This is a genomic window from Streptomyces thermospinosisporus (genome assembly GCF_039526425.1).
Classification (GTDB): domain Bacteria; phylum Actinomycetota; class Actinomycetes; order Streptomycetales; family Streptomycetaceae; genus Streptomyces; species Streptomyces thermocarboxydovorans.
This window is the reverse complement of sequence record NZ_BAAAIZ010000033.1, coordinates 1-20401: the sequence shown is the minus strand read 5'-3', so window position 1 is coordinate 20401 and position 20401 is coordinate 1. Positions and strand designations below refer to the sequence as shown.

Sequence of the window (20401 nt, the reverse complement as noted above, 5' to 3'; positions counted from 1 at the left end):
TCGACCCGCCCGAGTCACCCAACCCGCTTACCAGAAGAGGAGCGATCCCCGTGGACACCATGCGTGATCGTCTGGCCCCTGTCGTCTCCCGGCTGCTCGACGAGGACCCCCGGGTCGCCGTGGTGCTCGCCGAGGTCGGCATGGCCGGATTCGAGGCCGCCCGGCGCCGGCACCCCGACCGGGTGGTGAACGTCGGCATCCGCGAGCAGCTGCTGGTGGGGGCCGCTTCCGGAATGGCGCTCACGGGACTGCGCCCGGTGGTGCACACCTTCGCCGGCTTCCTGGTGGAGCGGCCCTTCGAGCAGGTCAAGCTGGACCTGGGGCACCAGGGGGTGGGGGCGGTGCTGGTGAGCGCCGCCGCGTCCTTCGACTGGCCGGCCGGCGGCTACACCCACATGGCGCCGGGCGACGTGGCGCTGCTGGACACGCTGGACGGCTGGACCGTGCATGTGCCGGGGCACCCGGACGAGGCCGGGACGCTGCTGCGGCAGGCAGTGGCCGCCGGCGACGACAAGGTGTACGTGCGGCTGTCGGTGCAGTCCAACGGGCAGGCCATGCCGGTCGACGGGGAGCGGTTCCTCACGGTGCGCGAGGGGAGCTGCGGCGTGGTCGTCGCGGTCGGGCCGATGCTGGGCCCGGTGCTCGGCGCGACGGAGGGCCTCGACGTCACCGTCCTCTACGCCACGACCGTGCGTCCCTTCGACGCCGCCACGCTGCGCTGGGCCACCGAGGGGGCCGGGGCGGACGTGGTGCTCGTCGAGCCCTACCTGGCCGGCACCTCGACCGGGGCGGCGAACGACGCGCTGCCGGACGTGCCGCACCGGGTGCTCGGCCTGGGCGTGGGCCGGGCCGAGCTGCGCCGCTACGGCACGATCGAGGAGCATGTGGCCGCGCACGGCCTCGACGCGCGGTCGCTGCGGGAGCGGATCACCGGCTTCCTGGCAGGACGGCCCGCACCGGCCGGTGTGTGAGACGGCTCCTGACGTCAGGCGGCCCCGCCGGGAGGCCGGTTCGCGGGCGGCAGCCCCAGCGCCGGGTGGGCCTCCAGCAGGCGGGGCGGGGCCGCCTGGCGCCAGGAGTCGGCGAGGATGTCGTGCAGCTCGGCCTCGTCCTCGAGGGCGGCCAGCCGGACCCTCACCCAGGCGAACTGCGCCTCGTGGCCGGCGATCCAGAACTTCTCCGGCTCGGCGAGGGCCAGTTCGTCGCGCTCCTCCTTGGGGCAGCGCACCGCGATGGACGTCTCGTCCTCGGGCAGCGTGGCGAACATCTTCCCCGCGACCCGGAAGGTGGGCATGCCCCAGGCGATCTTCTCCGTGGTGTCCGGCAGGGACAGCGCGATCCGTCGTACGTCTTCGGCATCCGGCATGGCAGGCACCGTAGCGCCCGCCCCTGACAATCACCTGGTGGGAGAGGCGGGGGCGGCTTCCTGGAGCGCGTCGAGGACGGGCTTGATCAGCGGGTGCTCCTCCGCGCCCCGGCGCACGGCGGCGAACACCCGGCGGGTGGGCGCCACTCCGTCGACGGGCCGCACCACCACACCGGCGAGATCCATGCCGCGCAGCGCAGAACGCGGCACCAGCGCCACCCCGGCGTCGGCCGCGGCCAGCGCGACCACCGCGCGGAAGTCGTCCGAGGAGTGCTCAAGCCGCGGCTGGAACCCGGCGTTCTCGCAGGCCAGGACGACCACGTCATGGCAGGGGTTGCCGGGATAGGGGCCGATCCACGGGTCCTTGGCCAGCTCGGACAGCGGCACCTCAGGGGTCTCCGCGAGCCGGTGGGTGACGGGGACGACCGCGTCGAACGGCTCGGCGTACAGCGGCACATGGGCCAGCCGGGGGTCGTCGGCGGGCGGTGCGCCCCGGTACTCGACCGCGACGGCCACGTCGACCTGCCGGTCCAGCACCATCGGCAGGCTGGCGTCGCCCTCGGCGTCCTGGACGCGGATGCGGATGCCGGGCGCCGACCCGGCGAGGCTCGCCACCGCGGGCGCGACGACCTCGGCGATGCCGGTGGCGAAGGAGGCGACGGTGACCGTGCCGGCCGAGCCGGAACTGTAGGCGGCGAGCTCGGCCGCGGCCCGCTCCAGCTGGGCGAGGATCGCGTTGGTGTGATTGAGCAGGATCTCGCCGGCCGGGGTCAGCCGTACGCCCCTGGCGCTGCGTTCCACCAGCTTGTGGCCGGTCTCCTGCTCCAGCGCGGTGAGCTGCTGGGAGACCGCCGACGGGGTGAGGTAGAGCGCGGCGGCAGCCGCCGTGACCGTACGGTGGTCGGCCACCGCACGGAGGATGTGCAGCCGCCGTGCCTCGATCATGTGGCCGATTGTCTCAAACGTGACGGAGCACTCCGCCCGGGCAGGACGGAGTGCTCCGATTGTCCGGAAACGGGAAACGGGAAACGGGGAACGGGGGATGCCCCGCTCAGGCCGCCTCCAGTTCCGCGCGGGCTGCGACGAAGGCGTCCACGGCGCGGTCGACGTCCTCGGTGGAGTGGGCGGCGGAGAGCTGGACGCGGATGCGGGCCTGGCCCTGCGGGACCACCGGGTAGGAGAAGCCGATGACGTAGACGCCGCGGTCCAGCAGCAGCTCCGCCATGCGGCCGGCCCGCGCCGCGTCGCCGATCATCACCGGGGTGATGGGGTGGTCGCCGGGCAGGATGTCGAAGCCCTCCTCGGACATCCGGCGGCGGAAGCGGGCCGTGTTCTCGGCGAGCCGGACGCGCAGGTCGTCCGCCGACTCCAGCAGGTCGAGGACCTTCAGCGAGGCCGCGGCGATCACCGGGGCGAGCGTGTTGGAGAACAGGTAGGGCCGCGAGCGCTGGCGCAGCAGCGCGACGATCTCGGCGCGGGCGGCGACATAGCCGCCGGAGGCGCCGCCGAGGGCCTTGCCGAGCGTGCCGGTGATGATGTCGACGCGGTCCATCACGCCGTGCAGCTCGGGGGTGCCGCGTCCGCCGGGGCCGACGAAGCCGACGGCGTGCGAGTCGTCCACCATCACCATCGCGTCGTAGCGGTCGGCGAGGTCGCAGATCTCCCGCAGCGGCGCCACATAGCCGTCCATGGAGAAGACGCCGTCGGTGACGATCAGCCTGCGGCGCGCGTCCGAGGCCTCCTTCAGCTGCCGCTCCAGGTCCTCCAGGTCACGGTTGGCGTAGCGGAAGCGGCGGGCCTTGGACAGGCGGATGCCGTCGATGATGGACGCGTGGTTGAGCGCGTCGGAGATGACGGCGTCCTCGGGGCCGAGCAGCGTCTCGAACACGCCGCCGTTGGCGTCGAAGCAGGAGGAGTACAGGATCGTGTCCTCCTGGCCGAGGAAGGCCGACAGCCGGGCCTCGAGCTCCTTGTGCACCTCCTGGGTGCCGCAGATGAAGCGGACCGAGGCCATGCCGTAGCCCCAGCGGTCCAGGGCCTGATGGGCGGCGGCGATCACCTCGGGGTGGTCGGCGAGGCCGAGGTAGTTGTTGGCGCAGAAGTTGAGGACCTCCCCGGGGCGGCCGCCGGCGGTGACGTTCACCGTGGCGGACTGCGGGGTGCCGATGACGCGTTCCGGCTTGTGCAGGCCGGCGGCGCGGATCTCGTCGAGGGTGGCGCGGAGGTCGTCGCGGACGGAAGCGAACATGGCGGATGCTCCTGAGGGTGTGGCGCGGAAGCGGTCGGCGCGGCGGGCGGGCGGCGGTGCGGCCCGCGAGGGCGTCAGGCGGTCCAGTCCAGGATGACCTTGCCGCCCTTGCCGCCGGCCGCGTCGTCGAAGGCGGCCTCGAAGTCGCGGTAGCCGTAGCGGCCGGTGATGACCGGGGCGAGGTCAAGGCCGCCCTCCAGCAGCACCGACATCGCGTACCAGGTCTCGAACATCTCGCGGCCGTAGATGCCCTTGATGGTGATCATCGAGGTGACGATCCGGGCCCAGTCGACGGGGAACTCCTCGGCGGGCAGGCCGAGCATCGCGATCCGGCCGCCGTGCGTCATGTTGGCGAGCATGTCCCGCATGGCCTCGGGGCGGCCGGACATCTCCAGACCGATGTCGAAGCCCTCGCGCAGGCCGAGGGTGTGCTGGCCGTCGGCGATGCTCGACTCGGCGACGTTCAGGGCGAGGCTGACGCCGATCTTGCGGGCCAGCTCCAGGCGCTCCTCGCTCACATCGGTGATCATGACGTGGCGGGCGCCCGCGTGGCGGGCCACGGCGGCGGCCATCAGGCCGATGGGTCCTGCCCCGGTGATCAGCACGTCCTCGCCGACGACCGGGAAGGACAGCGCGGTGTGCACGGCGTTGCCGAACGGGTCGAAGATCGCGGCGATGTCCAGGTCGACGGGGACGCGGTGCACCCAGACGTTGGAGGCGGGCAGCGTGACGTACTCGGCGAAGGCGCCGTCGCGGCCGACTCCCAGACCCACGGTGGCCCGGCACAGGTGGCGGCGGCCGGCCAGGCAGTTGCGGCACTTGCCGCACACCAGGTGGCCCTCGCCGCTGACCAGGTCACCGGTCTTGATGTCGTCGGGAACGTCCCGCCCGGTCTCCACCACCTCACCGACGAACTCGTGCCCGAGGACCAGCGGGGTGCTGATGGTCTGCTGGGCCCAGCCGTCCCAGTTCCGGATGTGCAGATCGGTACCGCAGATACCGGTGCGCAGCACCTTGATCAGTACGTCGCCGGGTCCGACGGCGGGCTCCGGAACGTCCGCGAGCCACAGCCCGGGTTCCGCCTTCTCCTTGACGAGCGCCTTCAACGCAACGGCTCCTGTGGGTGTGTCCCGGCACCCGGGCATGCGAAGGAGGCCCGGGTGCCGGGGAGAGGAGTGGAATCGCACTGCAATCTGCCGTACAACACCATCACCGGTCCATCGAGGATTTCTTAAGCTCAGCCACAGCTTTCCTTCACGCGTCACCTCATCGGCGGTGCACCGCGCTCAGGGCGTTCGAGGCCCGCTCCGGGCGGCTCAGAGCAGCAGACCGCCGTCCTCCCGGCCCTCCAGGCGTACGACGAGCCGGGCCGCCTGCTCCTTGATCGCGGCGAGGCCCTCCTGCCCCCAGGCCCGCGGCCGGATGTCGCAGACCGACACGGTGCCCAGGACCATGCCGGTGCTGTCGATCAGCGGGGCGCCCAGATAGGAGCGGATGCCGAACTCGTCGACGACCGGATTGCCCGCGAACCGCGGGTAGTCGCCGACGTCCTGCAGGGCCAGCGCCTTGCGCCGCGCCACCACATGGGGGCAGAAGCCGTGGTCACGGGGCAGTGACCGGCCCAGCAGAGTGCCGGTGCCGTCGCTGCGCACGGCGGGCGGGGCGGACGGGGTGTACAGGCCGGCGAAGAACTGCCCTTCCTCGTGCAGGAAGTTGACCATGGCGTACGGGGCGCCGGTGAGCTCGGCGAGCCGGTGGGCGAAGGCGTCGAGGGCGGGCTCGGGGCGTTCCCCCAGTCCCAGCAGCTGCAGCCTGCGCCTGCGGGCGGGTGCCCCCTTGTCCTCGGGGGTGAGCAGCAGACGACCGGCCGGGCGGGGCGGGTCGTAGCTCATGGGCGGGCTCCCTGTGGGTGGGCGAGAGTCATGTACGGGCTCCGTGACGGTGTGCGGGGATCACATGTGGGCGCCATGTCCGGTGGCGGTGGCCGGGGCGTAGGCGATGAGGTGCCGGACGAGGGTGAGCAGGGTCTGGACGCCGGAGCTGGAGATCCGGGCGTCGCAGCACACCACGGGGATCTCGTCCGGCAGGTCGAGTGCGGCACGCACCTCCTCGGGGTCGTAGCGGAAGGCGCCGTCGAACTCGTTGACGGCGACGATGAATCCGAGGCCGCGCTGCTCGAAGAAGTCGACGGCCGGGAAGCACTCCTCCAGGCGCCGGGTGTCGACGAGGATGACCGCGCCGAGGGCGCCCTCGCAGAGCTCGTCCCACATGAACCAGAACCGCTCCTGGCCGGGCGTGCCGAACAGATAGAGCACGTGTTCCGGGTCGAGGGTGATCCGGCCGAAGTCCATGGCGACGGTCGTCTCGACCTTGTTCTCGATGCCGTCGAGGCTGTCGGTGGCGGCGCTGACCGTGGTGAGCAGTTCCTCCGTGCTGAGCGGCGCGATCTCGCTGACCGCGCCGACGAAGGTGGTCTTGCCCACGCCGAACCCGCCCGCGACGAGGATCTTCAGCGCGGTGGGGAAGACGTCGGCGCCGTGCTCGGTGCCGTCGCCGTAGTCAGAGCTGTCGTCGTAGTCCATCGAGCACTGCCTCCAGAAGGGCCCGGTCCGTCGGGGTGTGGTGGAACGCGGGGGGCTTGGTGGTCAGCGCCCCGCAGTCGACGAGGTCCGCCAGCAGCACCTTGGTGACGGCCACCGGCAGCTTGAGATGGGCGGCGACCTCGGCGACCGGGACGGGGGCGCGGCACAGGTCCAGGGCCTGTGCGTGTTCGGGGCCGAGATAGCCGAGGGGGGTGGCTCCGGTGGCCATCACCTGCGACAGCAGGTCGAGGGCGACGGTGGGACGGGTGCGGCCGTTGCTGACGGTGAACGGGCGCACCAGCCGCCCGGCGGCGTCGTCCAGCCAGGGTCCGTCGCCGGCCGCCGTCGCGCTCAAGACCTCATCGCCGGGGAAGCCGGCGAACCCGGGGATGCCTGGGGCTCGCCGGCGTGCTGCCGGGGTGCGGTCACCAGGTAGGGCCGGACGCTCTTGACCAGCATCGCCATCTCGTAGCCGAGCACGGCCGCGTCGGCCTCCCGGCCGGCCAGCACCGCGAGGCAGGTGCCGGATCCGGCGGTGGTGACGAACAGCAGGGTGGAGTCCAGCTCGACGACCACCTGCCGCACGTCGCCGCCGTCGCCGAAGCGGATGCCGGCGCTGCGGCCGAGCGAGTACAGGCCGGAGGCCAGGGCGGCCATGTGGTCGGCGCTGTCCGGGTCGAGGCCGTGCACGGACTTCACCAGTCCGTCGCAGGACAGCAGTACGGCGCTGCTGGTGTGCGGTACGCGCTGCACGAGGCCGCTCATCAGCCAGTCGAGATCGGATACATGGGCGGTCGGCGCATCGCTCGCCATGGTGGATCGACTCCTTGTCGTACGAAGGTCAGCGGGAGCGCTGGGGCTGAGGCCGGGGGTGGAGGTGGTCATCCGGCGGATGCGCTCCCGTCGTGCCGGGGGGTGTGCTCGATACGTTCCGGGTCCCGTGCGGGAAGGGGTGTGCGGTCGGGTCCGGCGGCCCGCTCGGCGGACCGGGGCTCAGTGGCCCGGGGCTCGGCGGACTGGGTGCCGCCGGGGTGCTGCTGGGTCTCGGCCAGGCTGATGCCACGCCGGAAGGCGGCCATGAGGTTGGGGTCGTGGCCGGGGACCTCCTCGGGGTCCTGGCGCGGGACGGGGCCGTCGCGGAGCTGGGGTGCGATGTGCTCCTGGGCGCGGCGGCGGGGCAGTTGGGGCCGGCCCATGGTGCCCCGCACGGTGCCGGTGCGCGGGGTGAGCGGCTCGTTCTCCTGCTCGGCGAGGACCTGCCGGTCCTCCGCGCTGATGCCGGGCACGGCCTCCGCCGGGGTGGGCCGCGTCTGCCGTCCGCCCCGCACGGGCAGCGGCGGGGCGACGGACCGGCCGTTCGCGGACCGGGCCGAGGGCACGAACGGGGCGGCCGAGGCGGGCTGTTCGGACGGCGCGGGCGCGGAGGACGTCGCCTGCGTCACGGGCGCCGCCGGCCGCGCGTGCCCCGCGGACCGGGTGTGCTCCGCGGACCGGGTGTGCTCCGCGGACCGGGTGTGCCCGGCGGATGAGGCGGTCGAGGCGGGCGCGGACACCGGTGCGGGCGAGGGCTTGCCGCCCGGACCGGGCCGCTGCCACTGCGGCACGGAGGGGGTGGCGGCCGGGGTCAGCGGCACACCGGCGGGTGGCGTCGCCCGGCCGGTACCGGTGCCGGACGTGCCGGTCCCCGTACCGGTACCGCCCGTGCGGTCCTGCCCGCCCGCCGGGGCGGCGCCCGGCTCCGCGCCGAGCAGGGTCTGCGGCACCACGAGCACCGCCTGCACACCGCCGTAGATGTTGGTCTGCAGCCGCACTTGGATGCCGTGCCGCTTGGCGAGCTGCGAGACCACGAACAGCCCGATCCGCCCGTCGGCCAGCAGGCTGGCCACATTGACCTGGTCGGGGTCGCTCAACAGGGCGTTCATCCGCTCCTGTTCGTCCACCGGCAGGCCGAGCCCGCGGTCCTCGACCTCGACGGCGAGCCCCGAGGTGACCCGGTTGGCCCGCAGCAGCACCTGGGTGTGCGGGGCGGAGAACACCGTGGCGTTCTCGACGAGTTCGGCGAGGAGGTGGATGACGTCGGCGACGGCGTGACCGCGCAGGGTGCCCTCGATGGGCGGCACCAGTTTGACCCGCGAGTACTGCTCGACCTCGGCGATGGCCGAGCGCAGCACCTCGGTCATGGAGACGGGGTTGCTCCACTGCCGCCGGGAGACGGCGCCGCCGAGCACGGCCAGGTTCTCCGCGTGGCGGCGGATGCGGGTGGCCAGGTGGTCGACGTGGAAGAGGCCCTTGAGCAGCTCGGGGTCCTCGATCTCGTTCTCCAGCTCGTCGAGGGTCGAGATCTCCCGGTGCACCAGGGACTGCAGTCGCCGGGCCAGGTTGACGAACACCTCGAGCTTCTGCTCGCTGCCCGCCTGGCTGGACAGCCGGGAGGCCTGCACCACGGCGGTCACGGCACCGTCGTGTGCGCGCGCCAGGTCGGCGGCGAGCAGGTCGAAGTCGTCGGCGTCCCGGGGCGGTCCGCCGTAACGGGCCCTGGGCGGCGGGCCGTCGCCGCGGCGCAGCGTCTCGACGAGGGCGCGCAGTTCGCCCTCGCGCCGGGCGGTGCTCCGGCGCAGCAGGGCGATGCGGTCGCCCACGGAGCGCGCGGTGCGGCCGGCGGCCACGGCGGCGATGACGATGCCGGCGAGCGCCACGCACACCGCGCCGCCGAGCACGGCCCACAGGGCGGGACTCGGCCGCACCCCGGTGGACCGGACCATGAACAGCACGGCGGCGCAGGCGCTGAGCGCGACGGCGACGGGCGGCAGCACGGCGAGCCGCAGCAGCTGCGGCCGTATGTGCGTCTCGGCCAGGGGCGCGGCGGGTCTGGCGGCCGGGCGCCCGTGCCGTCCGCCCTCGCGCCGGGGCGTGCCCTCGCGCCGGGGCACGCGCCCGCGCACGGCCGGCCCGGTCTCCGACTCGGCACCCACGCCTCCCGGCCGGTTCCCTCGTCCGACTTGTGCCTGCACGTACCGGTCCCCGCTCCCTCTTGTCCCTCTTGCGACGCTGTCGACCGACACTCACCGTAGTCGTCCCCGCATCATGTGCGGTGGGCAGTTGACAAACTCCCCCGGCCTACGTCCCGCTCTGGTATGAGGCCTCGTACGACAGACCGATAACCCGGCCGACCGGTGACCGAGTCTCGATCACGAACCGATCAGCCCTGTTCAGAAGCAGTCAGGGGCGATCGATGCGATCGAGGAGCTCGTGCCTCTCACTCCCTCGTTCCGACCCGTCCGGCGCGCCGGACCGGGACGGGAACACGCCAGGAGACCCCGGCCCGACCACCTCGCAGAGGTCACTTTCAGTAATCATCAGGCCCAAGGTTCCGCCGCCTGTTTCGCAGGTGGCGGGGATGCGGGCCGCGGCTAAGGCGACATCTTCTCCACCCGCGCCACCGGTGAGGTGCGCCGGGCCTTCAAGGAGCAGGCCCGGGCCGACTGGGAGGCGTTCCTCACCCACCGGGCGCGGGAGCTGTGCCCCGGCGGGCAGCTCGTGTTGCTGGGCGGGGCGGCCGCCGACGACGGGTCCAGCGGCTCACCGCTCGCCCGCGAGGTCGAGGTCGCGCCCCGTCGCCTTTGCGGGCTCGCCGGGCTCGGCGGCGCCTTCCGGCCGGCGCCAGTGGCGGGCGACCGGACCGGACACCCCGCGCCACCAGGCCTCCACCGGCAGCTTGCCCGCGGGCTCGAACGGCTCGCCCGGACGCGGGAACGCCACCGCCTGGCCGGCCTCCTCGGCCACGTCCTTGGTCCACTCCCCCGGCTCCGCCCAGGCGTGCGGGGCCAGGTTGAAGGTGCCCCAGTGGATCGGCAGGAGCACCCCGCCCGGCTGCCCGCCCTGGAGGTCGAGATGCGCGCGCAGGGCCTCCTCGGGCGTCATGTGGATGTCGGGCCAGAACTCCGAGTACGCGCCGAGCTGGATCATCGTCGCGTCGAACGGCCCGTGGGCCGAGCCGATGTCCGTGAAGCCGGTGAAGTAGCCGGTGTCGCCGCTGTGGTAGACACGGTGCTGCTCGGCCGCGACCACCCAGGACGCCCACAGGGTGTGCTGGGCGTTGCGCAGGCCCCGGCCGCAGAAGTGCCGGGCGGGGGTCGCGGTGAGCGTGAGGCCGCCGATCCGGGTGGACTCGTGCCAGTCCAGTTCGCGCAGCCGCCCCTCGGACACGCCCCAGTGCTCCAGGTGGGCGCCGACGCCGAGCGGCACCGCGAACAGGGTGTCGGTGCCGGCCAGCGCCTTGATGGTGGGCAGGTCCAGGTGGTCGTAGTGGTCGTGCGAGATCACCACGACGTCGACCGGGCCGAGGGCTGCCAGCGGCAGCGGCACCGGGTGCAGCCGCCGGGGTCCGGCGAAGGGGAAGGGTGAGCAGCGCTCGCCCCACACCGGGTCGAACAGCACCCGCTGCCCGTCGATCTCCGCGAGCACGCTGGAGTGCCCCATCCAGGTCAGGCGCAGCCCGGTGGCGGGCGGGCGGGCGATGTCGGCGAGGGTGGTGGGGTGGACCGGCACCGTGCCCTGGGGGGCGCGGCGGGCGCGGCTCTCCTTGCCGAGCAGGGCCTTCGCCAGGTCCCGGGAGGAGCCCGAGGGGCGGGTGCGCGCGGGGCCTCCGGGGTTGACGAAGGCGCCGTCCTTGAAGTGCGGGGACCTGCGGATGCGCGCCATGCGCTCACCGCTGGGGTCCGCGCCGAAGGCCGGGGGCCGCAGCGCGCGGAGCCCGGAGCTGTGGGTACGGAATCCGGCCACGGTGCCTCCAGCTGGGATAGGTCAGGCTTTCCATTATGTGCGGCCGGTCCCGGCGACCCGGTGCTGATCGGCTGAGGCGGTGCTGTTCGGCTCGTACGGGCGTCCCTCGCCGTGACATGTACGGGCTAGGGTGACCGCCGTGACGAGGGTGCGGTTGAGCGTGGCGGAGCGGCGCGAGGAGATGCTGCGGGCTGCCATCGAGCAGATCGAGGAACGGGGTGTGGCCGCCGTACGGATCTCCGACGTGGCCTCGGCGCTCGGGGTGAGCAACGCGCTGGTGCTGTACCACTTCGCCACCAAGGAGCGGCTGGTCGACGCCGCGTTCGCGCACGCCGCCGAGGCCGACCTGGCCCGGCTGCGGAAGCTGCTGAGCCGCCGTACCACGGCCCTGCGCAGGCTGCGCGCGGCCGTGCGCTGGTACGCGCCGACCGGGCAGGCGAAGGGCTGGCGCCTGTGGATCGAGGGCTGGGCGGTGTCCCTGCGCGATCCGGCACTGCGCGAGGTGGCCCGGGACCTGGACCGTCAGTGGAAGGCTGCACTGACGGAGGTCATCGAGGAGGGCGTGGAGTCGGGCGAGTTCACCTGCCCCGACCCCGCGGGGGCGGCCCTGCGCCTGACGGCCCTGCTGGACGGCCTCGCCGTCCAGCTGACCTCCTACACGGGAACGATCCCGCGCTCCCGCGCCAGAACCTGGGTCGAGGAGGCGCTGGCACGGGAACTGGAGCTTCCGGGGCCGGGCCGGTGATCCGCCCTGCGTGAGGGCGGGCGCGGACGACATCCCGTGCGCTGCCGGGACGGCGCGGGCGGCATTACGACGTTGCCGCAGCGCTCGGACGACACCTCGACGACCCCGGGCCGCGCGGCCCGCCCCCGCCACCGGCGGTCGGCTCAGGCCCGGCGAACGGTCCTACGGCGCCTCCGGGGTGCGCGGACAACGCTACGGCGCCTCCGGGGTGCGCGGACGACGCCACAGCACCCCCGAGGTGCGCGGACGACGCCACAGCACCCCCGAGGTGCGCGGACGACGCCACAGCACCCCCGAGGTGCGCGGACGACGCCACAGCACCCCCGGCGTTGTCGAACGACTCCACGGCGCTGCTGAAGTGCCCGGACGGCACCTCGACGCCCCGGCCGCGCCGGCCGCCCCCGCTACCGGCGGCCGGCTCAGCGGACTCAGGCCACCGCGCCGATCCGCGAGCGGATGTCCTCCGGGGACAGCGTGCCCTTGGGTGTGACGTGGTCGCCGGAGGACTCGCCTCGCAGGCGGCGGCCGATCCACGGCACCAGGTACTCCCGCGCCCAGTGCACGTCGTCCCGCCGGACCTCCAGGGTTCCGCGCGGCGGCTGCGGCGGCCACGGCTGCTCCGGGTCCGCCGGCACCTCGAGCCCCAGGACCTGCCCGGCCCGCAGCGCGACACGGGTGTGCCCCTCGGGCGAGAGGTGCAGCCGGTCCGCGTCCCAGGCCCTGCGGTCCTGCACGCTCTTGAGCGACCACAGGTCGAGCACCGGGCAGCCGTACCGGTCGGCGATCGCCCGGACGTGCCCGTTGTAGGTGGCGATCTTGCCCCGCAGATGCTTGAGCAGCGGCACGCCGCGGGTGTCGAACCCGGTCGTCACCATCACGGTCCCGGCCGCCTCGGTCAGCCGCGCGACCGCGCGCTCGAAACGCTCGGCCACCTCGTCCGGGTCGGTGCCCGGCCGCAGGATGTCGTTGCCGCCCGCGCAGAACGAGACCAGATCGGGGGCGAGTTGCACGGCCTGCGGCACCTGGTCCGCGACGATCTGGTCGAGCAGTTTCCCGCGCACGGCGAGGTTGGTGTACTGGAAGTCGCCTTCGGGCCTGCGGTCGGCGAGGAGCACGGCGAGCCGGTCGGCCCAGCCGACGAACGCCCCGTCGGGGCCTGGGTCCCCGACACCCTCGGTGAAGCTGTCCCCCACCGCCACGTACGACCCGATCACTGCTGCGCTGTCACTCTTCGAATCGTCTGCCACAGCCCCTCATGATTCACCTTCGAATGTGACCTACGCGACCGTAGGCAGGGCTTGACGGGCGGTGAGATAAGCCACTCTCAAAGAATCCGCCAACCCCGGAATACGGGGCGGGTGTGCTCCGCGCAACACCGAAGGCCGGACCCGGGGATCGGGGTCCGGCCTTCGGCGGCGTGTCAGGGAGATGCAGCGGTTGCCGCGGGCGTCAGATGGCGACGCCCTTCGAGCGCAGGTAGGAGATCGGGTCCACGTCGGAGCCGTAGTTCGGCGTGGTGCGGATCTCGAAGTGCAGGTGCGGGCCGGTCACGTTGCCGGTCGCACCGGAGAGGCCGACCTGCTGACCGGCGCTCACCGTCTGGCCGGCCGAGACGGACAGCGAGGACAGGTGGGCGTACTGGGCGTAGTAGCCGTCGTTGAGCTTGATGACGACCTGGTTGCCGTAGGCGCCGCCCCAGCCCGCGGAGACCACGGTGCCGGAGCCGACGGCCTTCAGGGAGGTGCCGGTCGGGACGCTGAAGTCGACACCGGTGTGGTAGCCGCTGGACCACATGCTGCCGGCCACCTTGTAGGCGGTGCCGATGGCGCCGCCGGGCACCGGCGAGGTGAAGCCGGAGGTGGTGGCGGCCTGCTGGGCGCCGGTCGCCTTGGGGGCGGACTGCTCCGGGGCCTTCTCGGCCTTGGGCTTCGCGGCCGGCTTCGACTGCGGCTTGGCGGCGGCCGGGTCGGCGGCGGTGGACTTCTTCGGCGCGCTCTCGGCGGCCTTGCCGTCGATGGTGAGCTTCAGACCCGGGTGGATGAGCGACGGGTCGTCACCCACGGCCTCGCGGTTGTCGGCGTACAGCTTCTTCCAGCCGCCGTCGACGTTCTCCTTGTCGGCGATCTTGACGAGGTAGTCGCCGGGCTTCACGACGTACGTGCGGGCCTCGCCGCCCTTGTCGCCGTCGGCCTTCTGGCCGGCGACGGAAAGGGTCTGGACGGTCTTTTCCGGGGCCACCTGCGCGGTGGCGGCGGTGGCTCCGGTGGCGCCGAGAAGCGGCAGCGCGAGTGCGGCGCCACCGGTTCCGGCGACGGCGATGGATCGGGTGAAACCAAGCGTCCTGGGACGACGGTGCTTACCCTTCGCGGGCATGACGAATTCCTCTCCGGCGCCTGCGAGGTGAGCTGTCGGGTTCGGGCTGGAGATGCCCGGCCGCGCCTCAACGCGACTTAACCCCAAGCCTGTTCCGGAGACCGGTCCAGGCGTCTTACCTGTGGGTCCCCCGCTCCTGCCGAACACGGGTCAGTGGTGTGTGCGGGCCCCGGACGGCGGCAGGATTAGGCGTCCGTCCGGATCGGTGTGGAACGTAAGCGAGCAAGACGCAATGGGACAAGCACGAGGTTCCCTGCGAAGCCGTTTTTCCGTGATCCACAGGCACAAATGCGGTCACCGAGCGTCGCACCGGAATCCGCGCGGGCCGCGAATTCCCTTGTAAAACCCGTGAATTACGTGAACATGGCGACAACGCATCGTCACGAATATGACGATGCTCACGCCCCCCATTCCCATCTCCCTTTCTTTCGGGGCACGTTATGGCGAAATGACCTAAACGGACAGAACGGCTTAAGAGATGATTTGGCCGCCGTGTCGCCGGCGTCGCGACAGGGCATGCGAAGCTCGCCCGCCCGGCCGGACACCTCAGGACATATCGCCCATATCGACGGGGTAGCTCGTTCTCGTTGCCCAGGGCAGCCATGTCGTATCGTCGACAGAACCCGCCGCCGAGCCGCGCGGCGGCGCAGAGTGGGAGGAGCCCCCGTGACGCAGCACATCCCGTCGACCGAGCCCGAGCTGGCCGGAGTACGCAACTTCCGCGACGTGGGTGGCCTGCCGACCGTGGACGGACGACGGGTGCGGCACGGCGTGCTGTTCCGCAGCGGTCATCTGGCGCACGCGACGGCCGAGGACGCGGCGTTCCTCTCCTCCCTGGGGCTGCACACGATCTTCGACTTCCGCAACGCGGCCGACCAGAAGCTGGAGGGGCCGGACGTCGAGCTGCCGGGCGTGCGCAATGTGAACCTGCCGCTGAGCGACCCGGCCGACGGCGCCGAGTTCTGGAAGATGGTCCGCGACGGGGACCTGGAGCAGCTGCGCGAGATCCTCGACGACGGCAAGGGCGCGGCCCGGATGATCCACTCCTACCGGACCATGATCGTCACGCGCACCGCGGAGCACTCCCGGGTGCTGCACTCGCTCGCCGAGGACAGCGTCCCCGCGCTGATGCACTGCGCGGCGGGCAAGGACCGCGCGGGCCTGTCGGTGGCGGTGACGCTGCTCGCGCTGGGCGTCGAGCGGGACGCGATCTTCGAGGACTATCTGAAGTCCAACGCCAAGCACCGGCGCTACAAGGTGCGCCGCAGCAGCGACGCACCGGCGGCCCACTCGCCCGAGGTGATGGAGCTGCTCAGCCCCCTGTTCGACGCCCGCGCCGAGTACCTGTCGGCCGCCCTGGAGACCATCGACGAGACCTGGGGCGGCGTCGACACCTACCTGGAGCAGGGGCTGTCGTTCAGCCCCGAGCACCGGGAGCGGCTTCGCCAGCGCCTGCTGGACTGAGCACCGCCCGCCAGGTGGCGCCGGCCTCCCGCTACTTGGCGCCCACCTCGAACAGCAGGTAGATGAAGGCCGCGAAGACGTGCCCCACCGCGATGTAGATGAACAGCCTCACCCACAGCGCGCGCGGGAACCTCTCCTCCATGTCCTTGGTGTTGCGGCCTGCGTCCTTCGTGTTCTTGTCGGTCACGGTGCCTCTTCACTCGTCGGGCCCAGGCACAGTGTGGCCGTGGGACTCTGCAGCAGGGTGTGGACGAACAGCAGCTCGAGCCCGTCGGGGTCCTCGGCCGCGATCCGGTGCGGGGTGAGCGAGTCGAAGTGGGCGCTGTCGCCCGGCCCCAGCCGGTGCAGCCCGTCCCCGAGGCGCAGCCGCAGCCGGCCCTTGAGGACGTACAGCCACTCCTCGCCGGGGTGGACGCGCACGATGTCGCCCTGGGAGCCGTACGGCACCCGCACCCGCAGCGCCTGCATGCCGCGCCCGGAGGCACCGGCCTGCCAGTACGTCCAGCCGCCGGCGGCGGTGGGCTCCATGCCGGCGGCGCGGATCACCGCGTCCCGGCCGGCGGCCGTCTCGCCGAGCAGCTCGGAGACCGTCGTACCGTAGATGCGGGCCAGCGAGAGCAGCACCGGCAGCGAGGGCTGGCGCTGCCCGGTCTCCAGCCGGGACAGATGCGCGGGCGACAGACCCGCCTCACGGGCCGCGGCCTCCAGCGTCAGCGAGGCGCGGCGCCGCAGCGCCCGGAGCTGGGGCGCGACCGCGGGAAAGGCAGCGGCCGGTCCGGCCGGCCGCCCCGTCTCGGGGGAGCTCATGCCTCCATTCAGCCGGAGGTTTGCCCACGAGGCAAATCTTTTGCCTCACGGGCAAAGCCCTTGGCATCCACCGCCCCCGTCGCCCGCCTCACCTCCGCGCGACGGAACGCCTCACCTCCGCGCGACGGAACGCCTCACCACTGCGCTACGGACCGACTCACCTCTGTGCGACCGCCTGCTTCACCAGCGTCTTGCCGAAGTCCCACATCAGGTTGCCGCCGTCGTGCGCGTCGTCCATCACCGCGGTGAACGCCGCCACGAACCGGTCCACCTCGCGCTCGCCGATGATCAGCGGCGGGATCAGCTTGATCACCTCCATGTGGTCCCCGGAGACCTGGGTGAGGATCCGGTGCCGCTGCAGCAGCGGTACGACGACCATCTGGGCGAAGAGCCCCTTGCGCGCGGCCTGGAGCACGGTCCAGCGTCCGCGGAGTTTCAGCGAGCGGGGCCGGCCGAACTCGATGCCGATCATCAGGCCCCGGCCCCGCACATCGGCGAGCAGCTCGTACTTGTCCTTGAGCGCCGTCAGCCGGTTCTTCAGCAGCTCGCCGGTGGCCCGGACGCCCGCGACGATCTGCTCGTTCTCCATGACCGACAGCACCGCGAGGCCCGCCGCCATGGCCTGGGCGTTGGCCCCGAAGCTGGCGGAGTGCACCAGCACCCGGTCCATGGACGAGTAGACCTTCTTGAAGATCCAGTCCTTGCCGATGGTGGCCCCCACCGGGACGTAGCCGCCGGAGAGCGCCTTGGCCACGCACACCAGGTCCGGCTCGACGCCCTCCTCGTGCTGGTAGGCGTAGAAGTCGCCGGTCCGGCCCAGGCCGGTCTGCACCTCGTCGGCGATCAGCAGCGCCTTGTGCCGGTGCAGCAGCTCCTGCGCGGCCCGCAGATAGCCGGGCGGGGCCTCGTGCACGCCCTTGCCCTGGATCGGCTCCACGATCAGCGCGGCGACGTCGCCCTTGCGCAACTCCCGCTCCAGCGCGTCGAGATCGCCGAGCGGTACGGCCGTGTCCGGCAGCAGCGGGGCGAACCCGTCCCGGAAGCCGGACTCGCCGTTGACCGACAGGGAGCCGGTGGTCAGCCCGTGGAAGGCGTGCTCGCAGTACAGCACGCGCGGGCGGCCGGTGACGTAGCGGGCGAACTTCAGCGCGCCCTCCACGGCCTCCGTGCCGCTGTTGCCGAAGAAGACCCGGTCCAGGTGCGGGCTGTGCGCGAGCAGCTTCTCGGCGAGCAGTCCGGGCAGCGGCTGGCAGTCGAAGCGGGTCAGGTCGGCGAGGTTCAGGTCCAGCACGTCGTGCAGCGCCTTGCGGACGACGGGGTGGTGGCGGCCGAGGCCCATCACCCCGAACCCGGCGAGCATGTCCAGGTAGTCGTTGCCCTCCGCGTCCCAGAAGTAGGCGCCCTCGGCCCGCTCGTAGACCTTGTCGAAGCCGATGGTGTGCAGCATGCGCGGGAGCTGGTGGTTCAGGTACTTCTGGTGCAGCTCGTAGCGCTCGGCGCCGCGCTCGGACAGCAGCGCGCCGAGGTCGAAGTCCCCGGCCCGCGAGGACTCCGACGGGGATGGGGCGGTGGTCATGCCTGATGCTCCTGTCGGTCCCGGCCGGCCGGCCCGTCCGGCGACGGCGCGGACAACTCTTCCTTGCCGAGCTCTCTCGTCACGCCCTCCTGCACGAGCTCCTCCTGCACGGCGAGGCTCGCGCCGATCCGGCCGGCGATCTCGACCGGCGTCAGTCCGATGTCGGCGAGCACCTCACTGCGCTTGGCGTGGGCGAGGAACTGCTCCGGGATGCCGAAGCGCCGTACCGGCACGTCGATCTCGGCGTCCCCCAGCGCCAGCGCGACCGCCGAGCCGACGCCCGCCGCCCGGCTGTTGTCCTCCACCACGGCCACCAGCCGGTGCCGGCCCGCCAGCCGGGGCAGTTCGGGATCGACGGGCTTGACCCAGCGGGGGTCGACCACGGTGCAGCCGATGCCGCGCGCCTCGAGCAGCTCGGCGGCCTGCAGGCAGATGGGCGCCATCACGCCCACCGCCACCAGCAGCACCTCCGCCTCGTCGGCCCGGTGCAGCACATCCACGCCGCCGACCCGGTCCAGCGCCGGGATCGCCGGGCCGGCGGACTCCTTCGGGAAGCGCACCAGGGTCGGCGCGTCGTCCACGGCGACCGCCTCGCGCAGCTGGGCACGCAGCTGATCGGCGTCACGGGGGGCGGCGATGCGCAGGCCGGGGACGACCTGGAGGACGGACATGTCCCACATGCCGTTGTGGGAGGGGCCGTCGGTGCCGGTGACACCGGCCCGGTCCAGCACGAAGGTGACCCCGCAGCGGTGCAGCGCCACGTCCATCAGCAACTGGTCGAAGGCGCGGTTGAGGAAGGTGGCGTAGACGGCGACGACCGGGTGGAGTCCGCCGGTCGCCAGGCCGGCCGCGGAGACGGCCGCGTGCTGCTCGGCGATGCCCACGTCCCACACCCGGTCCGGGAACCGCTCGGCGAACGGGCCGAGGCCCACCGGGTGCAGCATGGCGGCGGTGATCGCCACCACGTCCTCCCGCTCCTCGCCGATGCGGACCATCTCCTCGCCGAACACCGACGTCCACGACGGCCCGCCGGACGGGGCGAGCGGGGCGCAGGTGAGCGGGTCCATCACGCCGACGGTGTGGAAGTGGTCCTCCTCGTGGGCGAGGGCGGGTTCGTAGCCGCGGCCCTTCTCGGTGAGGCAGTGGACCAGGACGGGACCGTGGAAGCGTTTGGCGCGGCGCAGCGCGGACTCCACGGCCTTGATGTCGTGCCCGTCGATCGGGCCGACGTACTTCAGGCCCAGGTCCTCGAAGAGACCTTGCGGTGCGAAGGCGTCCTTGAACCCCTTCTTGGCGCCGTGCAGCGCCTCGTAGAGCGTGTTGCCGACGACGGGGGTGCGGGTCAGTACGTCCTTGCCCCAGGCCAGCAGCCGCTCGTAGCTGTCGGTGGTGCGCAGGGTGGCCAGGTGGTTGGCGAGGCCGCCGATGGTCGGGGCGTAGGAGCGTTCGTTGTCGTTGACGACGATGATCAGGGGCCGGTTCTTGGCGGCGGCGATGTTGTTCAGCGCCTCCCAGGCCATGCCGCCGGTCAGCGCTCCGTCGCCGACCACGGCGACCACATGGCCCTTCTCCCCCAGCACGTCGCGGGCCTTGGCGAGGCCGTCCGCCCAGCCGAGGGCGGTGGAGGCGTGGCTGTTCTCGATGATGTCGTGCTCGGACTCCTCGCGGGAGGGGTAGCCGGACAGGCCGCCCTTGCCGCGCAGCTTGGAGAAGTCCTGACGTCCGGTCAGCAGCTTGTGGACATAGCTCTGGTGGCCGGTGTCCCACAGGATGCGGTCCACCGGTGACTCGAAGACCCGGTGCAGGGCGATGGTGAGTTCCACCACGCCCAGGTTGGGCCCGAGGTGACCGCCGGTGCGGGCGACCGCGTTCACCAGGAACTCCCTGATCTCGTGGGACAGTTCGACGAGCTCCCCCTCGGACAGCGCCTTCAGGTCGCGTGGTTGCCGGATTCTCTCCAGGATCGTCACGCCAGGGCCCCCTTCACTTCCGTGCTGTTCAGCTCACGGTGACGGCCGGCTCCCCCGCCGCGGCACCGTCCTTCTCCATCTGCTCGGCCAGCTTCATGGCCTCGTCGATCAGCGTCTCCACGATCTTCGACTCGGGCACCGTCCTGATGACCTCGCCCTTCACGAAGATCTGCCCCTTGCCGTTGCCGGAGGCCACACCGAGGTCGGCCTCGCGGGCCTCGCCGGGGCCGTTGACCACGCAGCCCATCACGGCGACCCGCAGCGGCACCTCCATGCCGGTCAGGCCGGCGGTGACCTCCTCGGCCAGCTTGTACACATCCACCTGGGCCCGGCCGCAGGACGGGCAGGAGACGATCTCCAGGCCCCGCCGGCGCAAATTGAGCGACTCCAGGATCTGGATGCCGACCTTGACCTCCTCGGCCGGCGGAGCCGACAGCGACACCCGGATCGTGTCCCCGATGCCCTGCGACAGCAGCGCACCGAAGGCC

20 protein-coding genes and 1 riboswitch are annotated in these 20401 nt (G+C 72.4%); of the genes, 3 read left to right on the top strand and 17 right to left on the bottom strand.

Annotation, left to right across the window (positions count from 1 at the left end):
• The first annotated feature begins 50 nt into the window (after positions 1-50).
• Positions 51-971, top strand: a complete 921-nt coding sequence (locus ABD207_RS12620) for a transketolase family protein (protein ID WP_344012547.1) — start codon at positions 51-53, stop codon at positions 969-971.
• A gap of 14 nt (positions 972-985) precedes the next feature.
• Here ABD207_RS12620 and ABD207_RS12615 read toward each other — a convergent pair whose 3' ends face one another.
• The 10 genes from ABD207_RS12615 to ABD207_RS12570 form a co-directional block, all read right to left on the bottom strand.
• Positions 986-1366, bottom strand: a complete 381-nt coding sequence (locus ABD207_RS12615) for an MmcQ/YjbR family DNA-binding protein (RefSeq protein WP_344012546.1) — start codon at positions 1364-1366, stop codon at positions 986-988.
• 30 nt (positions 1367-1396) lie between these two features.
• The gene (locus ABD207_RS12610; protein WP_344012544.1) at positions 1397-2311 is read right to left on the bottom strand and encodes a LysR family transcriptional regulator; all 915 of its coding nucleotides are present in this window, start codon (positions 2309-2311) and stop codon (positions 1397-1399) included.
• A 106-nt stretch (positions 2312-2417) separates the two neighbouring features.
• Complete coding sequence (locus ABD207_RS12605) at positions 2418-3614, bottom strand: glycine C-acetyltransferase (protein WP_344012542.1); 1197 nt, start codon at positions 3612-3614, stop codon at positions 2418-2420.
• Between the two features lie 74 nt (positions 3615-3688).
• A complete protein-coding gene (gene tdh / locus ABD207_RS12600; RefSeq protein WP_344012539.1) occupies positions 3689-4720 on the bottom strand; it encodes an L-threonine 3-dehydrogenase in 1032 nt (343 codons plus the stop codon).
• Between the two features lie 210 nt (positions 4721-4930).
• On the bottom strand, positions 4931-5506 hold the full coding sequence (locus tag ABD207_RS12595) for a GAF domain-containing protein (RefSeq protein WP_344012538.1): 576 nt from the start codon (positions 5504-5506) through the stop codon (positions 4931-4933).
• 60 nt (positions 5507-5566) lie between these two features.
• Positions 5567-6196, bottom strand: coding sequence for a GTP-binding protein (locus ABD207_RS12590; protein WP_344012537.1), 630 nt, complete (start codon positions 6194-6196; stop codon positions 5567-5569).
• Positions 6174-6551 (bottom strand): DUF742 domain-containing protein, encoded by a 378-nt coding sequence (locus ABD207_RS12585; RefSeq protein ID WP_167996948.1) that lies wholly within the window; start codon positions 6549-6551, stop codon positions 6174-6176. Before ABD207_RS12585 ends, ABD207_RS12590 begins: the two co-directional genes overlap by 23 nt.
• Positions 6548-7009, bottom strand: a complete 462-nt coding sequence (locus tag ABD207_RS12580; RefSeq protein WP_344012535.1) for a roadblock/LC7 domain-containing protein — start codon at positions 7007-7009, stop codon at positions 6548-6550. Before ABD207_RS12580 ends, ABD207_RS12585 begins: the two co-directional genes overlap by 4 nt.
• A gap of 68 nt (positions 7010-7077) precedes the next feature.
• Positions 7078-9138 (bottom strand): sensor histidine kinase, encoded by a 2061-nt coding sequence (locus ABD207_RS12575; RefSeq protein ID WP_344012750.1) that lies wholly within the window; start codon positions 9136-9138, stop codon positions 7078-7080.
• A 637-nt stretch (positions 9139-9775) separates the two neighbouring features.
• The gene (locus tag ABD207_RS12570) at positions 9776-10978 is read right to left on the bottom strand and encodes an MBL fold metallo-hydrolase (protein WP_344012533.1); all 1203 of its coding nucleotides are present in this window, start codon (positions 10976-10978) and stop codon (positions 9776-9778) included.
• Positions 10979-11117: 139 nt separating this feature from the next.
• Here ABD207_RS12570 and ABD207_RS12565 point away from each other — a divergent pair, with 139 nt between their 5' ends.
• Positions 11118-11723: a TetR/AcrR family transcriptional regulator gene (locus ABD207_RS12565; RefSeq protein WP_344012531.1), complete on the top strand. Its 606-nt coding sequence runs from the start codon at positions 11118-11120 to the stop codon at positions 11721-11723.
• Between the two features lie 428 nt (positions 11724-12151).
• Here ABD207_RS12565 and ABD207_RS12560 read toward each other — a convergent pair whose 3' ends face one another.
• Positions 12152-12937 carry an SGNH/GDSL hydrolase family protein gene (locus tag ABD207_RS12560; RefSeq protein ID WP_344005467.1) on the bottom strand — a complete coding sequence of 262 codons (786 nt, stop codon included), beginning with the start codon at positions 12935-12937 and terminating at the stop codon, positions 12152-12154.
• 235 nt (positions 12938-13172) lie between these two features.
• Positions 13173-14096: a M23 family metallopeptidase gene (locus ABD207_RS12555; protein ID WP_344012529.1), complete on the bottom strand. Its 924-nt coding sequence runs from the start codon at positions 14094-14096 to the stop codon at positions 13173-13175.
• 2 nt (positions 14097-14098) lie between these two features.
• A riboswitch (cyclic di-AMP (ydaO/yuaA leader) is annotated at positions 14099-14262 on the bottom strand.
• Between the two features lie 500 nt (positions 14263-14762).
• Between ABD207_RS12555 and ABD207_RS12550 the strand changes: the two genes are divergently transcribed.
• Positions 14763-15560: a tyrosine-protein phosphatase gene (locus tag ABD207_RS12550; protein ID WP_344012528.1), complete on the top strand. Its 798-nt coding sequence runs from the start codon at positions 14763-14765 to the stop codon at positions 15558-15560.
• A 31-nt stretch (positions 15561-15591) separates the two neighbouring features.
• Here ABD207_RS12550 and ABD207_RS12545 read toward each other — a convergent pair whose 3' ends face one another.
• The 5 genes from ABD207_RS12545 to ABD207_RS12525 all read right to left on the bottom strand — a co-directional run.
• The gene (locus tag ABD207_RS12545; protein ID WP_344005465.1) at positions 15592-15702 is read right to left on the bottom strand and encodes a DUF6126 family protein; all 111 of its coding nucleotides are present in this window, start codon (positions 15700-15702) and stop codon (positions 15592-15594) included.
• Positions 15703-15743: 41 nt separating this feature from the next.
• Positions 15744-16367, bottom strand: a complete 624-nt coding sequence (locus ABD207_RS12540; protein ID WP_344012527.1) for a helix-turn-helix domain-containing protein — start codon at positions 16365-16367, stop codon at positions 15744-15746.
• Positions 16368-16524: 157 nt separating this feature from the next.
• Positions 16525-17943 (bottom strand): aspartate aminotransferase family protein, encoded by a 1419-nt coding sequence (locus ABD207_RS12535; protein WP_344012525.1) that lies wholly within the window; start codon positions 17941-17943, stop codon positions 16525-16527.
• Entirely contained in the window at positions 17940-19913 is a 1974-nt protein-coding gene (gene dxs / locus ABD207_RS12530) for a 1-deoxy-D-xylulose-5-phosphate synthase (RefSeq protein ID WP_344012524.1), read from the bottom strand. Before dxs ends, ABD207_RS12535 begins: the two co-directional genes overlap by 4 nt.
• A 28-nt stretch (positions 19914-19941) precedes the next feature.
• Positions 19942-20401 (bottom strand): flavodoxin-dependent (E)-4-hydroxy-3-methylbut-2-enyl-diphosphate synthase (locus ABD207_RS12525; RefSeq protein WP_344012523.1); only part of this gene is annotated, 460 nt, incomplete at its 5' end.

What these genes read in the sequence shown, in the direction of transcription:
- ABD207_RS12615 (WP_344012546.1), bottom strand. Translation starts at nt 1,366, where the DNA reads ATGCCGGATGCCGAAGACGTACGACGGATCGCGCTGTCCCTGCCGGAC.
- ABD207_RS12610 (WP_344012544.1), bottom strand. Translation starts at nt 2,311, where the DNA reads ATGATCGAGGCACGGCGGCTGCACATCCTCCGTGCGGTGGCCGACCAC.
- ABD207_RS12605 (WP_344012542.1), bottom strand. Translation starts at nt 3,614, where the DNA reads ATGTTCGCTTCCGTCCGCGACGACCTCCGCGCCACCCTCGACGAGATC.
- ABD207_RS12595 (WP_344012538.1), bottom strand. Translation starts at nt 5,506, where the DNA reads ATGAGCTACGACCCGCCCCGCCCGGCCGGTCGTCTGCTGCTCACCCCC.
- ABD207_RS12590 (WP_344012537.1), bottom strand. Translation starts at nt 6,196, where the DNA reads ATGGACTACGACGACAGCTCTGACTACGGCGACGGCACCGAGCACGGC.
- ABD207_RS12580 (WP_344012535.1), bottom strand. Translation starts at nt 7,009, where the DNA reads ATGGCGAGCGATGCGCCGACCGCCCATGTATCCGATCTCGACTGGCTG.
- ABD207_RS12555 (WP_344012529.1), bottom strand. Translation starts at nt 14,096, where the DNA reads ATGCCCGCGAAGGGTAAGCACCGTCGTCCCAGGACGCTTGGTTTCACC.
- ABD207_RS12545 (WP_344005465.1), bottom strand. Translation starts at nt 15,702, where the DNA reads ATGGAGGAGAGGTTCCCGCGCGCGCTGTGGGTGAGGCTGTTCATCTAC.
- ABD207_RS12540 (WP_344012527.1), bottom strand. Translation starts at nt 16,367, where the DNA reads ATGAGCTCCCCCGAGACGGGGCGGCCGGCCGGACCGGCCGCTGCCTTT.
- ABD207_RS12535 (WP_344012525.1), bottom strand. Translation starts at nt 17,943, where the DNA reads ATGACCACCGCCCCATCCCCGTCGGAGTCCTCGCGGGCCGGGGACTTC.